The 20,780-nt window shown below is 71.2% G+C and carries 21 protein-coding genes and 1 tRNA gene; 14 read left to right on the top strand and 8 right to left on the bottom strand.

All coding sequences use genetic code 11. The features are described from left to right. The first annotated feature begins 103 nt into the window (after positions 1-103). Both ACFVYS_RS02505 and ACFVYS_RS02500 read left to right on the top strand, forming a co-directional pair. A complete protein-coding gene (locus ACFVYS_RS02505; protein ID WP_389498101.1) occupies positions 104-958 on the top strand; it encodes a Cof-type HAD-IIB family hydrolase in 855 nt (284 codons plus the stop codon). Between the two features lie 296 nt (positions 959-1,254). Beyond that, positions 1,255-2,499 carry an amidohydrolase gene (locus ACFVYS_RS02500; protein WP_389498099.1) on the top strand — a complete coding sequence of 415 codons (1,245 nt, stop codon included), beginning with the start codon at positions 1,255-1,257 and terminating at the stop codon, positions 2,497-2,499. A 24-nt stretch (positions 2,500-2,523) separates the two neighbouring features. Here ACFVYS_RS02500 and ACFVYS_RS02495 read toward each other — a convergent pair whose 3' ends face one another. From ACFVYS_RS02495 to ACFVYS_RS02480, 4 genes are read right to left on the bottom strand one after another with little or no spacing between them, the layout of a single operon-like run. Next, positions 2,524-2,856: a DUF3140 domain-containing protein gene (locus tag ACFVYS_RS02495; RefSeq protein WP_389498097.1), complete on the bottom strand. Its 333-nt coding sequence runs from the start codon at positions 2,854-2,856 to the stop codon at positions 2,524-2,526. A gap of 25 nt (positions 2,857-2,881) precedes the next feature. Further along, a complete protein-coding gene (locus ACFVYS_RS02490; RefSeq protein WP_062642819.1) occupies positions 2,882-3,364 on the bottom strand; it encodes a Dps family protein in 483 nt (160 codons plus the stop codon). Continuing rightward, positions 3,361-3,618, bottom strand: a complete 258-nt coding sequence (locus tag ACFVYS_RS02485; protein ID WP_389498095.1) for a WhiB family transcriptional regulator — start codon at positions 3,616-3,618, stop codon at positions 3,361-3,363. Before ACFVYS_RS02485 ends, ACFVYS_RS02490 begins: the two co-directional genes overlap by 4 nt. 55 nt (positions 3,619-3,673) lie before the next feature. Continuing rightward, complete coding sequence (locus tag ACFVYS_RS02480; RefSeq protein WP_389498093.1) at positions 3,674-4,474, bottom strand: alpha/beta hydrolase; 801 nt, start codon at positions 4,472-4,474, stop codon at positions 3,674-3,676. A 103-nt stretch (positions 4,475-4,577) separates the two neighbouring features. Here ACFVYS_RS02480 and ACFVYS_RS02475 point away from each other — a divergent pair, with 103 nt between their 5' ends. Both ACFVYS_RS02475 and ACFVYS_RS02470 read left to right on the top strand, forming a co-directional pair. Next, positions 4,578-5,765: a thiolase family protein gene (locus ACFVYS_RS02475; protein ID WP_389498091.1), complete on the top strand. Its 1,188-nt coding sequence runs from the start codon at positions 4,578-4,580 to the stop codon at positions 5,763-5,765. Between the two features lie 214 nt (positions 5,766-5,979). Beyond that, positions 5,980-6,753 (top strand): sulfite exporter TauE/SafE family protein, encoded by a 774-nt coding sequence (locus ACFVYS_RS02470; protein WP_389498090.1) that lies wholly within the window; start codon positions 5,980-5,982, stop codon positions 6,751-6,753. Positions 6,754-6,777: 24 nt separating this feature from the next. Here ACFVYS_RS02470 and ACFVYS_RS02465 read toward each other — a convergent pair whose 3' ends face one another. The 3 genes from ACFVYS_RS02465 to ACFVYS_RS02455 are packed head-to-tail and all read right to left on the bottom strand — an operon-like array spanning position 6,778 to position 10,272. Further along, positions 6,778-8,865 (bottom strand): MDR family MFS transporter, encoded by a 2,088-nt coding sequence (locus ACFVYS_RS02465; protein WP_389498088.1) that lies wholly within the window; start codon positions 8,863-8,865, stop codon positions 6,778-6,780. A gap of 60 nt (positions 8,866-8,925) precedes the next feature. Further along, a complete protein-coding gene (gene cobF, locus ACFVYS_RS02460; protein WP_389498086.1) occupies positions 8,926-9,699 on the bottom strand; it encodes a precorrin-6A synthase (deacetylating) in 774 nt (257 codons plus the stop codon). Between the two features lie 42 nt (positions 9,700-9,741). Then, on the bottom strand, positions 9,742-10,272 hold the full coding sequence (locus ACFVYS_RS02455; protein WP_389498084.1) for a DUF309 domain-containing protein: 531 nt from the start codon (positions 10,270-10,272) through the stop codon (positions 9,742-9,744). Positions 10,273-10,372: 100 nt separating this feature from the next. On the opposite strand from ACFVYS_RS02455, the gene ACFVYS_RS02450 reads away from it, so the two are divergent. From ACFVYS_RS02450 to ACFVYS_RS02430, 5 genes are all read left to right on the top strand, one after another. Then, positions 10,373-10,449: transfer RNA gene (locus ACFVYS_RS02450), tRNA-Pro, on the top strand. Between the two features lie 143 nt (positions 10,450-10,592). Next, positions 10,593-11,231 carry an aldo/keto reductase gene (locus ACFVYS_RS02445; protein ID WP_389498082.1) on the top strand — a complete coding sequence of 213 codons (639 nt, stop codon included), beginning with the start codon at positions 10,593-10,595 and terminating at the stop codon, positions 11,229-11,231. 71 nt (positions 11,232-11,302) lie between these two features. Continuing rightward, entirely contained in the window at positions 11,303-11,875 is a 573-nt protein-coding gene (locus tag ACFVYS_RS02440) for a TetR/AcrR family transcriptional regulator (protein WP_389498080.1), read from the top strand. Between the two features lie 192 nt (positions 11,876-12,067). After that, complete coding sequence (locus ACFVYS_RS02435; RefSeq protein WP_389498078.1) at positions 12,068-13,246, top strand: acyl-CoA dehydrogenase family protein; 1,179 nt, start codon at positions 12,068-12,070, stop codon at positions 13,244-13,246. A gap of 2 nt (positions 13,247-13,248) precedes the next feature. Continuing rightward, a complete protein-coding gene (locus tag ACFVYS_RS02430; protein WP_389498604.1) occupies positions 13,249-14,007 on the top strand; it encodes an SDR family NAD(P)-dependent oxidoreductase in 759 nt (252 codons plus the stop codon). 24 nt (positions 14,008-14,031) lie between these two features. Here the strand turns inward: ACFVYS_RS02430 and ACFVYS_RS02425 are convergent, their stop codons facing one another. Beyond that, on the bottom strand, positions 14,032-14,817 hold the full coding sequence (locus tag ACFVYS_RS02425) for a GntR family transcriptional regulator (protein ID WP_389498076.1): 786 nt from the start codon (positions 14,815-14,817) through the stop codon (positions 14,032-14,034). Between the two features lie 618 nt (positions 14,818-15,435). On the opposite strand from ACFVYS_RS02425, the gene ACFVYS_RS02420 reads away from it, so the two are divergent. The 5 genes from ACFVYS_RS02420 to ACFVYS_RS02400 all read left to right on the top strand — a co-directional run bounded on the left by ACFVYS_RS02420 (position 15,436) and on the right by ACFVYS_RS02400 (position 20,758). Then, positions 15,436-16,455 (top strand): sugar ABC transporter substrate-binding protein, encoded by a 1,020-nt coding sequence (locus ACFVYS_RS02420; protein WP_389498075.1) that lies wholly within the window; start codon positions 15,436-15,438, stop codon positions 16,453-16,455. After that, complete coding sequence (locus ACFVYS_RS02415) at positions 16,455-17,531, top strand: ABC transporter permease (RefSeq protein ID WP_389498073.1); 1,077 nt, start codon at positions 16,455-16,457, stop codon at positions 17,529-17,531. The genes ACFVYS_RS02420 and ACFVYS_RS02415 overlap by 1 nt, the downstream gene beginning before the upstream one ends. Positions 17,532-17,536: 5 nt before the next feature. Further along, positions 17,537-18,451, top strand: coding sequence for an ATP-binding cassette domain-containing protein (locus ACFVYS_RS02410; RefSeq protein WP_389498072.1), 915 nt, complete (start codon positions 17,537-17,539; stop codon positions 18,449-18,451). Between the two features lies 1 nt (position 18,452). After that, on the top strand, positions 18,453-19,355 hold the full coding sequence (locus tag ACFVYS_RS02405; protein ID WP_389498070.1) for a sugar phosphate isomerase/epimerase family protein: 903 nt from the start codon (positions 18,453-18,455) through the stop codon (positions 19,353-19,355). Between the two features lie 152 nt (positions 19,356-19,507). Continuing rightward, positions 19,508-20,758, top strand: a complete 1,251-nt coding sequence (locus ACFVYS_RS02400) for a serine hydrolase domain-containing protein (RefSeq protein WP_389498068.1) — start codon at positions 19,508-19,510, stop codon at positions 20,756-20,758. The last annotated feature ends 22 nt before the right edge of the window (positions 20,759-20,780 follow it).

Here is a 20,780-nt window from a genome sequence, read left to right as displayed (position 1 = left end):
GTCCTGCCCGTGTCACGGGCCTCCGTCCGCCATTGTGCCGCCGGATGATCACCGTTGTCCCCGGTAGGGTGAAAATCCGGTGATCCCGTACAGGAAGCAGGCCATGCCCTACTCGCACGCCCCCCGCCCGACCGCGTCCGCCTCCCCGGCGGGTCCCGTCGACATCCGGCTGGTCGTCACCGACATGGACGGCACGCTGCTCGACGACGACAAGAAGGTGCCCGAGGGCCTGTGGGAGACACTGGCGCGGCTGCGGGAGCGCGGGGTGCTGTTCACCCCGGCGAGCGGGCGCCAGTACGCCACCCTGGCCGCGGAGTTCGCCGAGGTCGCCGACGGCATGGTGTTCATAGCGGAGAACGGCACCTACGTGGTGCGCGACGGGGAGGAGCTGAGCTCCGACCCGCTCGCCCCGGGAGTGGTCGCGCGGGTGATGGAGACCGTGCGCGGGCTCACGTCCGACGGCGTCGACCTGGGCGCCGTCGTCTGCGGGAAGCGGTCCGCCTACGTCGAGCGGGCCGACGAGGCGTTCCTGGCCGAGGTGGGCCGGTACTACCTGCGGCACCGGGTCGTCGAGGACGTCACCGCCGTCGACGACGACATCATCAAGGTCGCCCTCTTCGACTTCGGGTCCGCCGAGCGGACCACCGCGCCGGCCCTCGCCCCCTTCGCGGCCACCCACCAGGTCGTCGTCTCCGGCGAGCACTGGGTCGACGTCATGAACCGCACCGCCAACAAGGGCGCCGCGCTGCGCGCCCTCCAGCGCGAGCTCGGCATCACACCCGCGCAGACCATGGTGTTCGGCGACTATCTCAACGACCTGGAGATGCTGGACGCCGCCGACTGGTCGTTCGCCATGGCCAACGCCCACCCGGAGGTCGTCCGCCGGGCCCGCCACCTCGCGCCCTCCAACAACGACAACGGGGTGCTGCGCACGGTCACCCGCCTGCTGGACCTCTGACGCTCCGGCGGTCCCGGTCCCGGTCACGGCCGCGCGTGCCCGTGCTGCCAGGCCCAGGCAGCGATCTCGACGCGGTTGCGCGCACCCGGCTTCGGCTTCGAAGGTGGTGACCACGACCACCCGCAGCGGGTTCCGGACATCCGGTCCGGCCGGCACGTGGACCTCACCCGGCCGGGGGAAGCCGCCGAGGCCGGCCTCGGCCGAACGGCCGGGCTTCACACGCCGGTTCCTCGACCGTTCGGCCGATCACGCCCGTCGGCTGCGGCCGGCGGGACCACTCTCCTAGGCTGCGCGGTATGACCGAACCGGCCGTTGTCGCCCGCCTGACCCGCGAGATCACCTCGGGACTCGAACCCGGCCGGCTGGCGGGCTTCTACCAGGATCTGCACCGGCACCCCGAACTGTCCTTCCAGGAACACCGCACCGCCGGGAAGCTGGCCCTGCGGCTGCGCGAGGCCGGGTACGAGGTGACGGAGGGGGTGGCCCGCACCGGTGTCGTCGGGGTGCTCGCGAACGGCGACGGGCCGGTGGTGTGGCTGCGCGGCGACATGGACGCGCTGCCCGTGCGGGAGGCGACCGGGCTGCCGTACGCCTCGACCGTCGACGGGGTGATGCACGCCTGCGGCCACGACCTGCACGTCACCTGGCTTGCGGCCGCCGCCGAGGCGCTCGCCGCCGCCCGCGAGGCCTGGTCCGGGACGCTCGTCGTGGTCGGGCAGCCCGCGGAGGAGGCCGGGGGCGGCGCTCGGGCGATGGTCGCCGACGGGATCCACGCCCGCTTCCCGCGCCCGGACGTGCTGTTCGGCCAGCACGTGGCGCCGGGGCTCGCCGGGTTCTACCCGCACACCCCCGGCCTGACGCTGTCGGCCTCGGACGACGTCGACGTCGTCGTGCACGGTGTGGGCGGGCACGGTTCGCGGCCGGAGTCGACGGTCGACCCGGTCGTCACGGCCGCGTACATCGTCACCAGGCTCCAGACCGTGGTCGCGCGCGAGGTGGCGGCGAGCGAGTCGGTGGTGCTGACGGTGGGGAGTTTCCACGCCGGTACGAACGCCAACATCATCCCCGCCGAGGCCCGGCTCGCGCTGAACGTGCGCACCCAGGACACCCGGGCGCGCGAGCGGGTCCTCGCGGCGATCCGGCGGGTCGTCGAGGGGGAGTGCGCCGCCGCGGGGTGCCCGGTCCCGCCCGAGGTCACGGTCCACGCCGGCTGCCCGACCACCGTCAACGACGCCGCCCTGGACGGGGAGATCGCCGCCGTGCACCGTGAACTCTTCGGCGGGCACACGGTGTTCGACTTCGGCCAGGCGCTGGGCAGTGAGGATTTCTCCCTGCTCGCCCCGGCGGGCGTGCCGTACGACTTCTGGTACGTGACCTCGACCCCGGCGCCCGTGTGGGAGGCGGCGCCGGGGGAGGAGCTGCGGGAGAAGTTCGCGGGCGTGCCGGGCAACCACAGCCCGTTGTTCGCGCCGGACCCGTCCGTGCTGGTGCCGGGAGTGCGCACGCTGGTGTCGGCGGCGCTCTCCCGGCTCACCGGCTGAGGCGCGGGCGGCCCGCGTGGGGTCTCAGGGCTTGAGCGGATCGTGGCCGATCGTCATCAGACGGTGGCGTCCGCGGGTGTCCTCGGCCCTGGGCTCGTTCTCCAGGTCCGTCTGTGCGGTGACCGTGTCCACGACCCGGTACATCACCCGGACGTCGTCGTCGGTCAGGTCGATGCGCCGCTTCTGGAGGATCGCCAGCACATGCCGCCCGGTGGGGCTTCCCGCCTCCTCGGGCAGGGGCTCGGCGTTCTCGTCGGCGTCCCGCACCCGCAGCCAGGCGGCCAGTTCCTGCGAGGTCATGTTCACCACGCGGTGGAAGTCCTCCCACAGCGCGTCGAGTTCGAGCGCGTCGGTCATGACGGTCTCTCGCTCCTTTCCCGGATCAGCTCTCGCGCGGCCAGTTCTCCGCCTCGAACATCCACCGCTGCTTCTCCAGCTCGGCGGTGATGCCGATGAGCAGGTCCTGGGTGACCGGATCGGCTTCCTCGGTCGCCGTGATCCGCTCCCGCAGCCGTGCGATGGCCGCGCCCAGCGTCTCCGCGATCAGCTGGACGACGTCTTCGTCGCGCAGCCAGCCGTCCTTCGGCGACGGCAGGGTGAACGCCGAGGCGATCGTCTCCGGGCGGCCGTCGGGCGGCAGGCCCAGCGCCGCCGCGCGCTCCGCGACCGTGTCGGAGAACGTACGGGCCGTCGAGACCACCTCGTCGAGCTGGAGGTGGATCGAGCGGAACCGGGGCCCCACGATGTTCCAGTGCGCCTGCTTCCCGATCAGGGAGAGGCCCAGAAGATCCACGAGGGTGGTCTGCAACGCGTCGAAGGTGACCTGGCGGGCCGGTTCGGGCAGGGGGCTCTTCACGACAGTCATGCGGTACTCCTCGTCGTCGCGTCGTGTCTGGCGGTACGGAGCAGTTCCGCGCGTTCCTCCTCGCCGGTCCCGCCCCACACACCCGACGTCCGTCCGATCGTGAACGCGTACGACAGGCACTCGGCACGCACCGTGCAGCGGGCGCAGACGCGTTTGGCCGCCGCGGTGTCGCGCAGGGCGGGTCCGCTCGTGCCCACGGGGAAGAACAGCTCGGGGTCCTCGCCCACACAGGCGGCACTGCGCAACCACTCCATGCTGGCGCGGGTGCCCCGGTCACACCACCGCAAACAGGCGCATCTCCGTTCCGTCTCAGGACGCGGGCACACTGTCGAGGAAGCGCGTCACGTCCGCGAACACCTCGGCGCGGTTCGTCTCGTTGAAGACCTCGTGCCGGGCCCCCGGGTAGATCCGCTCGGTCGGCGCGCCGCCGCTCAGCCGCTCGACGCCGGCCCGGCTGCCGGGCAGCGGGACCAGCCGGTCGTCGTCCCCGTGCAGCCACAGCAGGGGCAGCGGGCCGATGTCGCCGCCCTCGGCCACGGTCTCCAGGGTCCGTACGAACGCCTCCAGCGTCGGCCGCTTCATCGGCCCGTGCCAGACCAGCTCGTCCGCCGCGTAGGCCGCGCCCACCGCGGGGTCGCGGGACAGGGCGGCGGGCGAGACGGGGAGGTCGGGGATCCGCTCGTGCGCCAGCAGCCGGCCGGGCAGCTCCCAGCCGCCGATCACCGGGCCGGACAGCACGAGGGCGGCGAGTGTGCCGCCGTACCGCTGCGCGTACCGGGCCGCGATGAGGCCGCCCATGGAGTGCCCGACCACGATCAGGGGCAGGTCCGGGTGCGCGGCCCGGGCGAGCCGCGCCACGGTGTGCACATCGGTGACGACGTCCTCGAAGTCCTCGATCACCACGCGCTCGCCCGCCGACCTTCCGTGTCCCATGTGGTCGGGGGCGAAGACGGCCGCGCCGTGGCCGGTCAGGACGTCGGCGAGTTCCCCGTAGCGGCCGGCGTGCTCGCCGTAGCCGTGCACCACGAGGACGAGCCGGCGGGGCCGCGCGGGGGACCACTCGTGCACGACGATCGTGCCGCGGGTCCCGGTGAGGACGTGTTCGGTCATCGCTCCTCCAGCTGCGTCGGCGAAGGCTTCCGGGGATCTTCCCAGGGGGTCGGACCGGGGTCTACAGTCAGAAAACTAGCAGTGCTAATCAAGGAGTCCTGACGTGCGTCCCGTCCACTTCGCGGCCGCCCGCCGCACCCCCGTCGGCAGACTGCGCGGAGCCCTGTCCGGCGTACGGCCCGACGACCTCGCCGCGACCGTCATCCGCGGCCTGGTCGCCGAGGTGCCCGCGCTCGACCCGGCCCGGATCGACGACGTCTACTGGGGCGCCGCCAACCAGGCGGGCGAGGACAACCGCAACGTCGCCCGGATGGCCGCCCTGCTCGCCGGCCTCCCCGAGACCGTGCCCGGCGCCACGGTGAACCGGCTGTGCGCCTCCGGTCTCGAGGCCGTCACGACCGCGGCCCGCACGATCGCCGCGGGCGAGGCCGACATCGTGCTGGCCGGCGGCTCCGAGTCGATGAGCCGCGCCCCCTTCGTCCTGGCCCGCCCCGACGAGGCCCTCCCGCACCGCGTCGAGACCGTCGACACCCGGCTCGGCTGGCGCCTGGTCAACCCCGCCATGAAGGAGCTGCACGGCCTGCTCGCCATGGGAGAGACCGCCGAGGAGGTCGCCACCCGGTACGGCATCACGCGCGAGCGCCAGGACGCCTTCGCCCTGCGCAGCCACCGACTGGCGGCGCTGGCCCGGGGGGACGGCCACTTCGACGACGAACTCCTGCCCGTACGGCGCCCGGACGGCGTGGTCGTCGACGCCGACGAGGGCATCCGCGAGGACACCTCGCCGGAGAAGCTCGCGCGGCTGAAGCCCGTGTTCCGGGAGGGCGGCACGGTCACCGCGGGCAATGCCTCACCCATGAACGACGGCGCGGCCGGGCTCCTCCTCGTCAGCGAGGAGGCACTCGACGAACTGGGGCTGGAGTCCCTGGGCCGGTATGTCGCCGGCGCCTCCGCCGGCGTCCACCCCGACGTGATGGGCATCGGCCCGGTCCCCGCCACCCGCAAGGTGCTCGCCCGGGCCGGCTGGAGCGTCGACGACGTCCAGGAGGCCGAGTTCAACGAGGCGTTCGCCGCCCAGGTGCTCGCCTGCGTCGACCAGCTCGGCATCGACCCCGGCCGGGTCAACCCCAGTGGCGGCGCGATCGCCCTCGGCCACCCGCTCGGCTGCTCGGGCGCCCGCATCCTCACCACCCTCCTGCACCGCATGCGCCGCACGGGAGCGGAGCGCGGGCTGGCCACCATGTGCGTGGGCGTCGGACAGGGCAGCGCGGTGCTGGTGGAACGGCACTGAGGGCACCGGGCGGCACTGAGCGGCACCGGGAGGCACCGAACGGCGCTGAGCGGCACCGGGAGGCACCGAACGGCGCTGAGCGGCACCGGGAGGCACCGAACGGCGCTGACGCCGTCGGCCGGGACCGCCGGGTGAGAGGCCGGTGGGGCGGGAACAGCCACCAGGCGAGACGGCTTCGGACCGCCCGGTAGGTGTGCGTAGCATCGGTCTCCGCATGAACACGATGAACTTGTGGCACATCACCGGCTGGGAGTTCGCGGCGCTGGCCCTCGCGGCCCTGCTCGTCGGCTTCTCCAAGACCGCCGTCAGCGGGGCCAACACGGTCAGCCTCGCGATCTTCGCGGCGATCCTGCCCGCCCGCGCCTCCACGGGCGTCCTGCTGCCGATCCTGATCGCCGGCGACGTCCTCGCCGTGCTCACCTACCGGCGGCACGCCCACTGGCCCACCCTGTGGCGGCTGTTCCCGGCGGTCGCGGCCGGCGTGGTCTTCGGGACGGTGTTCCTGGTGTGGGCCGACGACGGCATGGTGCGCACCTCGATCGGCGCGATCCTGCTGCTGATGGCGGGTGTCACGGTGTGGCGCCGCCGCACGGCCGAAGCGGACGGCGAACCCGACGCCGTGGCCACCCGGTCCAGCCGCGTCAAGGCCCGCTCCTACGGCGTCCTCGGCGGCTTCACCACCATGGTCGCCAACGCCGGCGGGCCGGTGATGTCGATGTACCTGCTCTCGGCCGGCTTCCGCAAACTCGGCTTCCTCGGCACCTCCGCCTTCTTCTTCCTGATCGTCAACGTCTCGAAGGTGCCGTTCAGCGCGAGCCTCGGACTCATCGACGGGGACTCCCTCCTCCTGGACGCGGCACTCGTCGCGTTCGTCGTCCCCGGCGCCCTGCTCGGCAAGTGGGCCGTCCCCCGCATCGACCAGCGGCTCTTCGAGCGGCTGGTGATCGCGGCGACCGTGGTGGGCGGCCTCCAACTCCTGCTGCGCTAGCCGTACGGCCCGGACCGCCGGTCCTCAGGGCGCCGCGACGGCCGCCGGCTCCGGCTCCGGACGGCGCCTGGGCAGGCCCTCGTTGAGATCCTCGACCAGGAGCCGCTTGGCGATGGTGTCGACCGCCGCCCGCAGGTCGCCGCCCGCCGGACGGCCGATGTCCTGCGCCACCCGCTCCTCCAGCCACTCGCCCCACGCGTGGGTGATCACCCCGGCCTCGCGCGTGCCCGCCTCCGTGTGGGACAGCAGGGAACCGTGGCGGGTCAGATAGCCCTCGTCGACCATGCGGTCGAACACCGGCAGCAGCACCTCGGGCGGCAGCTGCCGACGGGCGGCGACGAGCCCGAGGCTCGTGTGCCCGACCATCCGGGTGAACAGCTCGACCTGCATCACCGCCCAGGCCCCGGCCATGTCGAGGCGGGTGTCGGAGCTCTCGACGATCCGGCGCGCGGTGTCCGCGTCCGTACCGCCGATGATCTTCGCGACGGAGGCCTCCAGCACCCGCCGGGAGTCCGCGCCGGACGGCTGGCCGAACCCCTCTCCCATGTCGGTGGAGCTCATCCGCGCGCTGTCGCGCAGCTCGACCTGCTTCAGGAACAGGGCGACGACGAAACCGACGGCCGCGACCGGCACCGTCCACAGGAACACCGTCTGGATGGTGTCGGCGTAGGCGTGCACGATCGGGTCGGCGATGTCGGAAGGCAGTCGGTGCAGGCCCTCCGGGCTGGTCGCCGCCTCGGCGATGGTCGCCGTGTCGACGCTGCCGGCCGCCGCCGACGTGGCGGCCCCGATGCCCTCCTTCAGGTTCGGGGTGAGGGAGTTGGTGTAGAGGGTGCCGAAGACGGCCGTGCCGAAGGAGCTGCCGAGCGTGCGGAAGAAGGTGACACCGGAGGTGGCGGTGCCCAGGTCGGCGTACTCGACGGTGTTCTGCACGGCGATCGTGAGCACCTGCATGGACAGGCCGATGCCGGTGCCGAGCACGAACATGTACAGCGACTCCAGCCACGCGCCCGTGCCGGGACCCATGCCGGACATCAGATACAGCCCGACGCCCATCACCAGGGATCCGACGATCGGGAAGAGGCGGTACTGCCCGGTCTTGCTGACCACGTTGCCGCTGAAGACCGACGCGATGAGCAGACCGAGCACCATGGGCAGCGTGCGCACACCGGAGACGGTGGCCGAGTCGCCGTCGACGTACTGGAGGTAGGTCGGCAGATAGGTCAGCGCGCCGAGCATCGCGAAGCCGACGATGAAGCTGAGGATCGAGCACACGGAGAAGACCGGGTTGGCGAACAGCCGCATGGGAAGCATGGGTTGCTGCGCCCGCGTCTCGACCAGGCAGAAGAGGGCGAGGGCGACGGCACCGCCCGCGAACAGGCCGATGATGACGCCCGAACCCCACGCGTACTCGTTGCCGCCCCAGCTCGTCGCCAGGATCAGCGCGCTCGCGCCGACCGCGACCAGCGCGATGCCCAGGTAGTCGATGACCGGCCGGACCGCCGACTTCACCACCGGGATGGTGCGGGCGGCCGCGAAGACGACGAGGATCGCGAGGGGCACGTTGACGTAGAACGCCCACCGCCAGGACAGATGGTCGGTGAACAGCCCGCCCAGCAGCGGTCCGATGACGGTGGCCACGCCGAACACGGCCCCGATCGCGCCCTGGTACTTGCCCCGCTCCCGCAGCGGGATGACGTCGGCGATCAGCGCCATCGCCGTCACCATCAGGCCGCCCGCGCCGACCCCCTGCATGGCCCGCCAGGCGATCAGCAGCGTCATGTCGGTCGCCAGGCCGCACAGGAACGAGCCCGTGATGAACACGATCGCCGAGACCTGGAAGACGACCTTGCGGCCGAACAGGTCACCGAACTTGCCGACCAGCACGGTCGCGACGGTCTCGGCGAGAAGGTACGAGGTGACCACCCAGGACATGTGCGCGGCCCCGCCGAGGTCCGACACGATCGTCGGCAGCGCCGTGCCCACGATCGTCTGGTCCAGCGCCGCGAGGAGCATCCCCAGCACGATCGTCCCGAAGACGATGTTCCGTCGGCGCGGGTCCAGGACGGGCGGCTGGGCGGCGGCCGGAGCGACTTCCTCGGAGACGGTCACGAGGTCACGATCACACCGGCACCCCCGCCGCGCACGCGGGGAAAGGCCGCCCGGGGGAGGTTACTCCTGCCCCGGGTCGCGGCGCAGCAGATAGGTGTCCATGATCCAGCCCTTGCGTGCGCGTGCCTCGGCGCGCAGCCGCTCGATGCGGGGTCCTGCCTCGGCGATCGGACCGGAGACGAGGATCTCGTCCGGGGTGCCGATGTAGGCGCCCCAGTAGATGTCGACGTCCTGATCGGCGTACTGCCGGAAGGTCTGGTGGGCGTCCAGCATCACCACCACGTCGTCCACCCCCTCCGGAAAGCCCTCGGCGAGCCGCCGGCCCGTCGTGATCTGCACCGGACGCGCCACCCGGTTCAGGCCCGTGCGGTGCCGGGCGACGAGCGCCGAGACGCTGCTGATGCCGGGCACGACGTCGTACTCGAAGGCCACCGCGCCGCGGGCCAGTACCTCCTGGAGGATGGCCAGCGTGCTGTCGTAGAGCGCCGGGTCGCCCCAGACCAGGAACGCGCCGCTCTGGTCCTCGCCGAGTTCCTCGGTGATCAGCCGCTCGTAGATCCCGGCGCGGGCGCTGCGCCAGTCGCCGACGGCGGGGGAGTAGGCCGCGCCGCCGGCCCGGCGGTCCCGCTCCGGGTCCTGGGCCTCGACCACCCGGTACGCACCGTCCGGCAGGTGCGTGTCGAGCATGTCGTGGCGCAACCGCGTCAGGTCGCTCTTCACCTCGCCCTTGTCCAGGACGAAGAACACGTCCGTGCTCCGCAGCGCCCGGACCGCCTGCAGGGTCAGCTGGTCGGGGTCGCCCGCGCCGATACCGATGACATGAATCTTTCGCACGCCACGAGTCTGCCGTACGCCACTGACAGTGACCGGGCCGGGTCAGCGCAGCCGGGGCGCCCGGGTCCTCGCGTCCACGGCGGCGCCGGTCCGCTCCACGGCGTCCGCCAGCTCCCGCGCCCAGCGGGCCAGGCCGGCGAGATCCATCCCGTACGGCCGGTCCTGCCCCGCGCCGGCCGCCCACTCCCGCACCGCCCCGGCCCCGCGCCGCAGCAGCCGGGCCCCGCCCGTGAGGTTTCCCCGGGCGGCGTGCGTCAGACCCACCGCGAGCTGCGCGAGCCCGCGCCACAGGGCACGCTCCGACTCGGGACCCGCCTTCCAGGCGTCCTCGAACACCTCGTGCGCGTGGAACGGCTTCCCGGCGTCCAGCAGGGCCTGCGCCTCGGCGACGGTCGCCTCCGGGGTGCGGACGACGCCCTCGGGCTGCCGCTCCACACCGGGCGTGCCGTACGGCAGGGGCCGGCCGAGCCCGTCCCGCGGCCGGGCGTTGCGCGCCCGCCCCTCGCCGTCCCGGTCCCGGGGACCGGCGGACCGGCCGCCGCTCGTGCCTCCTGCGCTGTCCACACCGTCCATACGGCGATTGTCCCGCGCCCGGACCCTTTACGGCGCACCGCCCGGTGTGGGGTAAAGTGCTGTTCGCGCGATCGCACGGCGAACACCGTGCGCGGCGCACCGGGACGTGGCGCAGCTTGGTAGCGCACTTGACTGGGGGTCAAGGGGTCGCAGGTTCAAATCCTGTCGTCCCGACCAGCTTCACGGCAGGTCGGAAGCCGCTTTCTCGTCATCGAGAAGGCGGCTTCGGTGCGTTCGGGGACCGTCGCCGGTCCCGTCGGCCGCCTTCGCCGTCCGGAAAACGCCCTTGCCCTGAAGCGCACTTCAAGCGCAGGACTCCCGTGCGAGCCGGAGGACACCGGCCGAACGGGAGGATCCCGCATGAAGTACCGCACCATAGGCACCGACCCGGCCACCCGGCGCGAGGTCAGTCCGTCGAGGGGTTCGCGGAACTCGTGACCGAGGGCACGGCGGGCATGCTCGGGGTGAGCAACCAGGCCGTGTGGCGGGTGGAGCGGGCCCGCGCCCTCGCCGCCGCGGCGGGACTGCCCGGCTACGAGGTGCTCCAGTACCGGCACAGTCATCTGCGCCCACGGTCCGACGTCCCCAGCGAGCCCTTCCCGGACGGCGGCCTCGGTCACGCCGGCGCCGAACTCCTCGGCTGTCTGCGGGCCGAGCCCGATCTCACCCTGGTCGCCTACTCGCCGCTGCTCACCGGCGCCTACGTACGGCAGGACAAGCCCCTGCCGCCGGACTACGACCACCCGGGCACCCCGGCCCGGCTCACCGTGCTGCGCGAGGTCGCCCGCCAGACCGGCGCGAGCGTCAACCAGGTAGTGCTGGCCTGGCAGTTGGGCGGGGAGCTGCCGACCGTCCCGCTGGCCGGGGCGTCGTCGGTGGCGCAGTGGGAGGAGAACCTGGCCGCCGTCGACCTGGAGCTGACCGTGGACCAGCGCTCCCGGCTGGGGGCCGCGCACTGACGAGGCGGGCGCCGGCCGGGGCGCCCCGCGGCGGTCACCCCGGGGGCAAGGGGGGAGGCTACGCTGAGATCATGCCGCCCAACCGCCGCACCGCCAGACAGGCCGACCTGCTGGAACGCCTCGTCGCGCTACTGACGGCGGAGGGGTTCTCGGACCTCACCCTGGACGACCTCGCCGAACGGCTGCGCTGCTCCAAGACGACCCTGTACCAGCTCGCCCGCAGCAAGCAGGGGCTGGTCGTGGAGGCCGTCAAGCACTACTTCCGCGGGGCCACCGAGGCGGTCGAGAAGCGGGTGGCGCAGACCGTCGACCCCTCGGACCGTGTCCGCGTCTACCTGACCGCCGTGGCCGAACAGCTGCGCCCGCTCTCACGCCGGTTCCTCGACGACGTGGCGGACTTCCCGCCGGCCCGCGAGGTGTACGAGGCCAACACGCGGATGGCCGCGGAGCGGGTGCGCCGGCTGATCGCGGAAGGCGTCTCGGACGGCGCCTTCCGCGAGGTGCACACGGCGTTCGTCGGCGAGGTCGCCGCCGCGACCATGCGCCAGATCCAGCAGGGCGAGCTCAAGAGCCGCACCGGGCTGACCGACGCGGAGGCCTACGAACAGCTCGCGTCGCTCATCGTGCACGCCGTCTCCTCCTGAAGCGGATCTCCTCCTGACGCGGGCCGAAGCGGACCGTAGGGGACCGGAGCGGACCGAAGCGGGCCGGAGCGGACGCGTTCCGGCCGCGGTCGGGTGCCGGTCACCGCGCCATTGCCGTACTGTGAATGATACGTTCGTACGCACTCCAGTATCACTTCCAGTACTCACCGGTACTCCTACGTGGAGGTCACCATGCCTGCCACTCGTGCCCTGCCGACCGAGGAAGCCGTCGAGCTCATCCAGCTCACGCGCACCCTCGCCGCCAAGGAACTCGCACCCCGGGTCGCCGACGCGGAGGCGGACGGGGCGTTCCCCCGGGACGTCTTCCGCACCCTCGGGCGCAGCGGCCTGCTCGGGCTGCCCTTCGCCGAGGAGGACGGCGGGGCGGACCAGCCGTACGAGGTCTACCTCCAGGTGCTGGAGGAGGTCGCCGCGGTCTGGTCGAGCGTCGCCGTGGGCATCTCCGTGCACGCTCTGTCCTGCTTCCCGCTGGCCCGTTTCGGCACCGAGGAGCAGCGGCGCAGGTGGCTGCCGGACATGCTGGGCGGTGAGCTGCTCGGCGCGTACTGCCTGTCCGAGCCGCACGCCGGATCCGACCCGGCGGCCATGCTCACCCGCGCGGTGCGCGAGGGCGACGAGTACGTGCTCAACGGCACCAAGGCCTGGACCACGCACGGCGGTTACGCCGACTTCTACACGGTCATGGCCCGCACCTCCGACGACCGGGCGCACGGCATCTCCTGCTTCCTGATCCCGGCCGGCACCCCGGGACTCAGCGCCGACCCGCCGGAGCGGAAGATGGGCCTGACGGGCTCGGCGACCGCGACCATGCGGCTGGAAGACGTCCGGGTGCCCGTCGAGCGCCGGATCGGGCAGGAGGGGCAGGGGCTGAAGATCGCGCTCGCCTCCCTCGACTGCGGCCGGCTGGGTATCTCGGCCGTCGCCACCGGCCTCGCCCAGGGGGCCCTCGACCACGCGGTGCGTTACGCGCGGGACCGGGAGACCTTCGGCAAGCCGATCATCGAGCACCAGGGACTGGCGTTCGTGCTCGCCGACATGGGCGCCGCGATCGAGTCGGCGCGGGCCACCGCGCTGTCCGCCGCCCGGTTGAAGGATCTCGGCCTGCCCTTCACACGGGAGGCGTCGATCGCCAAACTCGTGGCCACGGACAACGCCATGAAGGTGACCACGGACGCCGTGCAGGTCCTCGGGGGGTACGGATACACCCGCGACTTCCCGGTGGAGCGCTATATGCGCGAAGCCAAGGTCATGCAGATCTTCGAAGGAACCAACCAGATCCAGCGCATGATCATCTCCCGTGCGCTGGACCGTGACGAGGGCGGTGTGCTCACCGTCCTCGGCAAGGAGTGATGATGCAGCTCGAGAACACCGCCGCCCTTGTCACCGGCGGTGCGTCCGGCCTCGGCGCGGCCACCGCGAAGGCCCTCGCCGAGGGCGGCGCCCGGGTCTTCGCCCTCGACCTCAAGGACGGCATCGACAAGGCACCCGAGGTGCCCGGCGTGACCTATGTGCCCGCCGACGTCACCGACCCCGAGCAGGTCGGCGCCGCCGTCGCCACCGCGGCGGGCTCCGGTGTCCCGCTGCGCACGGTCGTCAACTGTGCCGGTATCGGCCCGTCCGCGCGGATCCTCGGCAAGAAGGGCGTCCACGACCTGGGCCTGTACGCCAAGGTGATCCAGATCAACCTGGTCGGCACCTTCAACGTGCTCGCGCTCGCCTCGGAGGCCATCGCCGCGACCGAGGCCGACGAGAACGGGCAGCGGGGTGTCATCGTCAACACCGCCTCCATCGCCGCGTACGACGGACAGATCGGCCAGGCCGCCTACGCCTCCTCCAAGGGCGGAGTCGTCGGCCTGACCCTGCCCGCCGCCCGCGACCTCGCCCAGTACGGGATCCGGGTGTGCACCATCGCCCCGGGCATCGTGGAGACGCCGATGCTGGCGACGGTGTCGGAGGAGTTCCGCGCCTCGCTCGCCGAGGGGGTGCCCTTCCCGCGCCGCCTGGCCCGGCCCGAGGAGTACGCCCGGCTGGCCCTGGCGATCGTCGACCACGACTACCTCAACGGCGAGACCATCCGCATGGACGGCGCGCTGCGGATGGCCCCGAGGTAGCTCCCGGGCCGTTCCCGGCGGTCCTCAGGGTCTGACCAGCAACTGGAAGTCGAACGCGTACCGGGACGCACGGTAGATGTGCGTCCCGTACTCGACCGGCCGGCCGGTGTCGTCGTACGCCGTGCGCTGCATGGTCAGCAGGGCCGCCCCCTTCTTCTCGGCCAGCAGCTCGGCCTCCTCGGCGGTGGCGGAGCGGGCGCCGATGGTCTGGCGGGCGCTGTGCAGGGTGATGCCGGCCGAACGCAGCAGCCGGTACAGGCCGGTCGACTCCAGGCGTTCCGTGGCGAGGTCCAGGAGCGCCGGGGGCAGGTAGTTGCACAGGAAGGCCACCGGCTGTCCGTGCGTGGCGCGCAGCCGCTCCAGAAGGGTGACCTCACTGCCCTCCGGGACGCCGAGCGCGGCGGCCACGGCGGCGGTCGCCGGCACGTGCTCGTTGCGGACGACATGGGTGGTGGGTCCTTGTCCGGCGGCCTCCAGGTCGTCGTAGAGGCTGCTCAGTTCCAGCGGCCGTTTCACCTGGCTGTGCACGACCTGGGTGCCGACTCCCCGCCGGCGCACCAGGAGTCCCTTGTCGACCAGGGACTGGATGGCCTGGCGGACCGTCGGGCGGGACAGGCCGAGGCGGGTCGACAGGTCGATCTCGTTGCCGAGGAGGTTGCCCGGGGCGAGCGCTCCCTGTTCGATCGCCGCCTCCAGCTGCTGGGCGAGCTGGTAGTAGAGCGGCACGGGGCTGGTGCGGTCCAGGGCGAAGTGCAGCAGGTCGAGCGCGGAGCCGGGCACGGCACGTGATCGGTCGCCGGTCTTCGCCATCGGGGCACCTCCTCGGGTCGGTGGGGTCGGGTGGGAGAACGGTTGGGGGCGGACGGGCGGGTGGACCGGATCAGCCGGGTGGGCCGGGTCTGCCGGTGACGGGGAGTCCCCCGGTTCGTCTGCCGGTCCCGGGCCCCGTTCCGGCCCCGGTCCCGGTCCCGGCCCTCAGGGTCAACTCCCGCCGGGCGAGGGCGACACGGTCCTTAGTGAACGTCTCCGTGCGGGCGAGGGGTACGTCCGGTCGCAAGGGGTAGAGATCGATCCCGGTACGACCCATCGTGATCACGTCCCGTGGCGGAGCCGGCTCGGCCATGTGCGACGCTCCTCACGGTGATCGTGGGCCTGCGTCTCCCAGGTGTAGGTCCAGGGGACCCGCACTGTCAAGACTTTGTACTTACATTCGGACCTGCTTGTGAAATGATGTCTTAACAAAGTATTGACAGTGAGCTCGGCAAGGGATTGGATCCGGCATCAGCAGCGCACGCCGGGTCCGAGACACCTGAACAGTCGCGGACCCGGCCCCATGGCCCCAATCTGAGTAGAAACGGGCCCCGGATCTTCGCGATCGTCTCCCCTTTTCCCGTCGTTTTCTCCGTCGCACAGTGAGGTGCAGGAAAGATGGACAGCTCTTCTTCCTCCCGTTCGAGCAGAATCGCCCCGGTCGTGGCCATGGCCGCGGCGGTGGCCCTGACCCTCGCAGGCTGCTCCAGCAGTTCCGGCGGCAAGAAGTCCGATGAGAGCGCGGACGGCGCTTCCGCGGGCAAGGCGAGCACTCCGCAGATGACGGTCGCCCTGGTGACCCACCAGTCGCCCGGCGACACCTTCTGGGACATCGTCCGCAAGGGCGCCGAGGCGGCCGCCGCCAAGGACAACGTCAAGCTGGTCTACTCCGCCGACCCGAACGCCGGGAACCAGGCCAACCTGATCCAGAACGCGATCGACCAGAAGGTCGACGGCATCGCGGTCACCCTCGCCAAGCCGGACGCGCTGAAGGACGTCATAGCCAAGGCGAAGGCCGCGAAGATACCCGTGGTCGGCCTCAACTCCGGTGTCAGCGAGTGGAAGAACCTCGGCCTGATGGAGTTCTTCGGCCAGGACGAGACCGTGGCCGGCGAGGCGCTCGGCAACAGGCTCAACTCCGAGGGCGCGAAGAAGGCCGTCTGTGTCATCCAGGAACAGGGCAACATCGGCCTCACCCAGCGCTGTGCCGGTGTGAAGAAGACGTTCTCGGGCACGACGGAGACCCTGTACGTCAACGGCACCGACATGCCGTCCGTGAAGTCGACGATCACCGCCAAGCTGAGCCAGGACAAGGCCATCGACTACGTCGTCACCCTCGGCGCCCCGTTCGCGCTGACGGCGGTGCAGTCGAAGGCCGACGCGGGCAGCAAGGCCAAGATCGCCACCTTCGACCTCAACAAGGACCTCACGAGCGCCATCGACAAGGGCACGATCGAGTTCGCCGTCGACCAGCAGCCCTACCTCCAGGGCTACCTGGCGGTCGACTCGCTGTGGCTCTACAAGAACAACGGCAACTACATGGGCGGCGGCGAGCAGCCGGTGCTGACCGGTCCGGCCTTCGTGGACAAGACCAACGTCGACGCGGTCGCCTCGTTCGCCGCGAAGGGCACCCGGTGATGAGCATGACCCACCATGCCGAGCCGGCGGTGACCACACCGCCGGCCCCCGGCCGCAAGGAGAGCGACGGCCGGACCAAGCAACGCCCGCTGGCCCTGCGGCTGTTGGCCCGCCCCGAGGTGGGGGTGTTCCTGGGCGCGGTCGCGGTGTACGTGTTCTTCCTGATCTCGGCTCCGCCGGTGCGTGACGGCAGTTCGATGGCCAACATCCTGTACCAGTCGTCGACGATCGGGATCATGGCGCTGCCCGTGGCGCTGCTGATGATCGGCGGCGAGTTCGACCTGTCGGCCGGTGTCGCCGTCATCACCTCGGCGCTCACCGCGTCCATGCTCAGCTACCAACTCACCATGAACGTGTGGGTCGGTGTGGTGGTCGCCCTGCTGGTGTCCCTCGGGATCGGCTTCCTCAACGGCTGGATGGTCGTCAAGACCGGGCTGCCGAGCTTTCTGATCACGCTGGGCACGTTCCTGATCCTGCAGGGCGTGAACCTCGCGGTGACCAAGCTGGTCACCACCAACGTGGCCACCGACGACATCAGTGACATGGACGGCTTCGGCCAGGCCAAGAAGGTCTTCGCCTCGTCCTTCGACGTCGGCGGCGTACAGGTCAAGATCACCATCGTGTACTGGCTGGTCTTCGCGGCCATTGCCACCTGGGTCCTGCTGCGCACCAAGTACGGCAACTGGATCTTCGCGGTCGGCGGCAACAAGGAGTCGGCGCGGGCGGTCGGTGTGCCCGTGACGTTCACCAAGATCTCGCTGTTCATGCTGGTCGGTTTCGGTGCCTGGTTCGTCGGGATGCACCAGCTGTTCACGTTCAACACCGTGCAGTCCGGCGAGGGCGTCGGCCAGGAGCTGATCTACATCTCCGCGGCCGTCATCGGCGGCTGTCTGCTGACCGGCGGTGCCGGCTCGGCGATCGGCCCGGTCTTCGGGGCGTTCATGTTCGGGATGGTGCAGCAGGGCATCGTCTACGCGGGCTGGAACCCCGACTGGTTCAAGGCCTTCCTCGGCGTCATGCTCCTGGGCGCCGTCCTGATCAATCTGTGGGTCCAGCGCACGGCCACCCGGAGGTGACCCGAATGACCACCGACGGAACCGGCACGCACGGCGCCATCCTCGCGGACACGGCCCCCGAGGGCGGTGACAGTCCGCTCGTCGAACTGCGTAACGCGGGCAAGTCCTACGGCAACATCCGTGCCCTGCACGGCGTCGACCTCGCCGTCCGCCCGGGCCAGGTGACCTGTGTCCTCGGCGACAACGGCGCCGGCAAGTCCACCCTCATCAAGATCGTCTCGGGGCTGCACCAGCACACCGAGGGCGAGTTCCTCGTCGACGGCCACCCCGTGCGCTTCTCGACCCCGCGCGAGGCCCTCGACAAGGGCATCGCCACCGTCTATCAGGACCTGGCGACGGTCCCGCTGATGCCGGTCTGGCGCAACTTCTTCCTCGGCTCCGAACTCACCAAGGGCCCCTGGCCGGTGCGCCGTCTCGACATCGAGAGGATGAAGCAGACCGCCGACGAGGAACTGCGCAACATGGGCATCGTCCTCGACGACCTCGAACAGCCCATCGGCACGCTGTCGGGCGGCCAGCGCCAGTGCGTGGCCATCGCCCGCGCCGTCCACTTCGGCGCCCGCGTCCTCATCCTGGACGAGCCCACCGCCGCCCTCGGCGTCAAGCAGTCCGGGGTCGTGCTCAAGTACATCGCCGCCGCCCGCGACCGCGGCCTCGGCGTCATCTTCATCACCCACAACCCCCACCACGCCTACATGGTCGGCGACCACTTCAGCGTCCTGCGCCTGGGCACCATGGAACTCTCCGCCTCCCGCGACCAGGTCAGCCTCGAGGAACTCACCAACCACATGGCCGGCGGTACCGAACTCGCCGCCCTCAAGCACGAGTTGGCCCAGGTGCGGGGAGTCGACGTCGAGGAGCTCCCGGAGGAGAAGGACCTCACCGCGCCCGTGGCGAGTCCTGGGGAGAGGATGCCCTGACATGGCGAACGTTCTCGACCGCATCCGGGTCGGCTCGGCCCCCGACTCCTGGGGCGTGTGGTTCCCGGACGACCCCCGGCAGGTGCCCTGGGAACGGTTCCTGGACGAGGTCGCCGAGGCCGGCTACTCCTGGATCGAACTCGGCCCCTACGGCTATCTGCCGACCGACCCGGCCCGTCTCACCGACGAGGTGGCCCGGCGGGGACTGCGCGTCTCGGCCGGGACGGTCTTCACCGGCATGCACCGCGGCCCGTCCGTCTGGGAGTCCACCTGGGCGCATGTGAGTCAAGTGGCCGCGCTCACCCGGGCGATGGGCGCGCGGCACCTCGTCGTCATCCCGTCCTTCTGGCGGGACGACAAGACGGCCGAGATCCTGGAACCGCCGGAGCTGACGGGCGAACAGTGGGCCCACCTCACCAAGGGCATGGAGCGGCTGGGCCACGAGGTGAAGGAGACGTACGGGCTGGACCTCGTCGTCCATCCGCACGCCGACACACACATCGACACCGAGGACCACGTCGAGCGCTTCCTGGACTCCACCGACGGCGAACTGGTCAACCTCTGCCTGGACACCGGTCACTACGCCTACTGCGGCGGGGACAGCCTCGAGCTGATCGAGAACTACGGCGAACGCATCGGCTACCTCCACCTCAAGCAGGTCGACCCGGCGGTCCTCGCCGACGTGGTCCGGGACGGGGTGCCGTTCGGTCCGGCCGTGCAGCGCGGAGTGATGTGCGAACCGCCCTCCGGTGTACCGGAGTTGGAGCCGATCCTGATCGCGGCGCAGCGCCTCGGCGTCGAGCTGTTCGCGATCGTGGAACAGGACATGTACCCGTGCGAGCCGGACCGGCCGCTGCCCGTCGCGGTGCGCACCCGGAAGTTCCTGCGCTCCTGCGGAGCCTGACCGGGGGACCGGATCACCAGGCGCGTCGCGCCGTCGCCGACAGGCGGCGGCGCGCCCGCGCTCGTATCGTGGTGGTGATGGGCCGCATGCGGCCCGTGCCCCCTGGTGCGGCTGTGGCCTGCGGCGGAACCTCCTCATACGGGAGCGAGCCCATGACACACTCGTGTATCCGACTGCGCAGGGGGATCGTCGTCGCCGCCGCCGTGGGGGCGCTGGTGGTGCCGGCCGCGGGCGGGGTGATGGCCGTGCCCGCCTCGGCCGCCACGGCGGTCACCGGCACCGAGCCGCCCTCGCCGTCCTCGTCCGGGGACGGCGTCGTCGAACTCACCCCGGCCGTGCAGAAGCAGGTCGACGACGCAGTGCAACGGGTGATGAAGCAGGCGAGCATCCCCGGCGTGTCCGTCGGCATCTGGACGCCCGGCAAGGGCGAGTACGTGAAGTCCTTCGGTGTCGCCGACAAGAGCACCGGGCGGGAGATGGACCCCGGTCTCTACATGCGCATCGGCAGCGAGACCAAGACGTTCACCGTCACCTCGATCCTCCAGCTGGTCGACGAGGGGAAGATCGGCCTCGACGACACCATCGGCGAGTACATCGACGGCGTACCGAACGGCGACAAGATCACCCTGCGTCAGCTGGCCGGCATGCGCAGCGGACTGTTCAACTACTCGGCGGACGAGGACTTCTTCAAGGCGCTGACCTCCGACCCGCAGCGGCCGTTCACCCCGCAGCAGCTGCTCGACTACTCGTTCAAGCACCCCGTGCTGTTCCCGCCGGGCGAGAAGTTCTACTACTGCAACACCAACCTGATCCTGCTCGGCCTGGTCGTCGAGCAGATGAGCGGTCAGCATCTCAACGACTACATCCAGGACCACATCCTGGACCCGGCGGGCCTCGACCACACGCTGTTCCCGACCGGCAACGAGTTCCCGGCCCCGCACTCCCAGGGCTACACGAACCAGACCGCGACCGGGAAGGTCGAGGACAGCGCCGACTGGGACCCGTCCTGGGGCTGGGCGGCCGGCGCGATGATCTCCCGGCTGGACGACCTGCGGATCTGGGCGCGTACCGTGGCCACGGGTGTGCTGCCCGACGGCGAGCGGATGGTCAGCCCGGCCACCCAGAAGCAGCGCCTGATCACCCCGCCGACGCCCATTCCGGGCGCCGGCTACGGTCTCGGCATCTTCAACGTGCAGGGCTGGATCGGCCACAACGGCTCGCTGCCCGGCTACGAGTCCCTGACCATCTACCTGCCGTCGGCACGGGCGACCCTCGTCGTCGTGCTCAACACCGATATCAACTACAAGAACGAGGAACCCAGCACCCTGTTCGGCGACGCGATCACCACGATCATCTCCCCGGACCACATCTTCAACCTGCCCGCGGAACCAGCGGCGAGGTGAGGACGTTCAGACAGGTACCAGG

The organism is Streptomyces sp. NPDC058295, from assembly GCF_042880655.1.
Lineage (GTDB): Bacteria > Actinomycetota > Actinomycetes > Streptomycetales > Streptomycetaceae > Streptomyces > Streptomyces coriariae.
The sequence above is the reverse complement of the archived record's forward strand: the minus strand, read 5'-3'. Positions and strand labels throughout refer to the sequence as shown.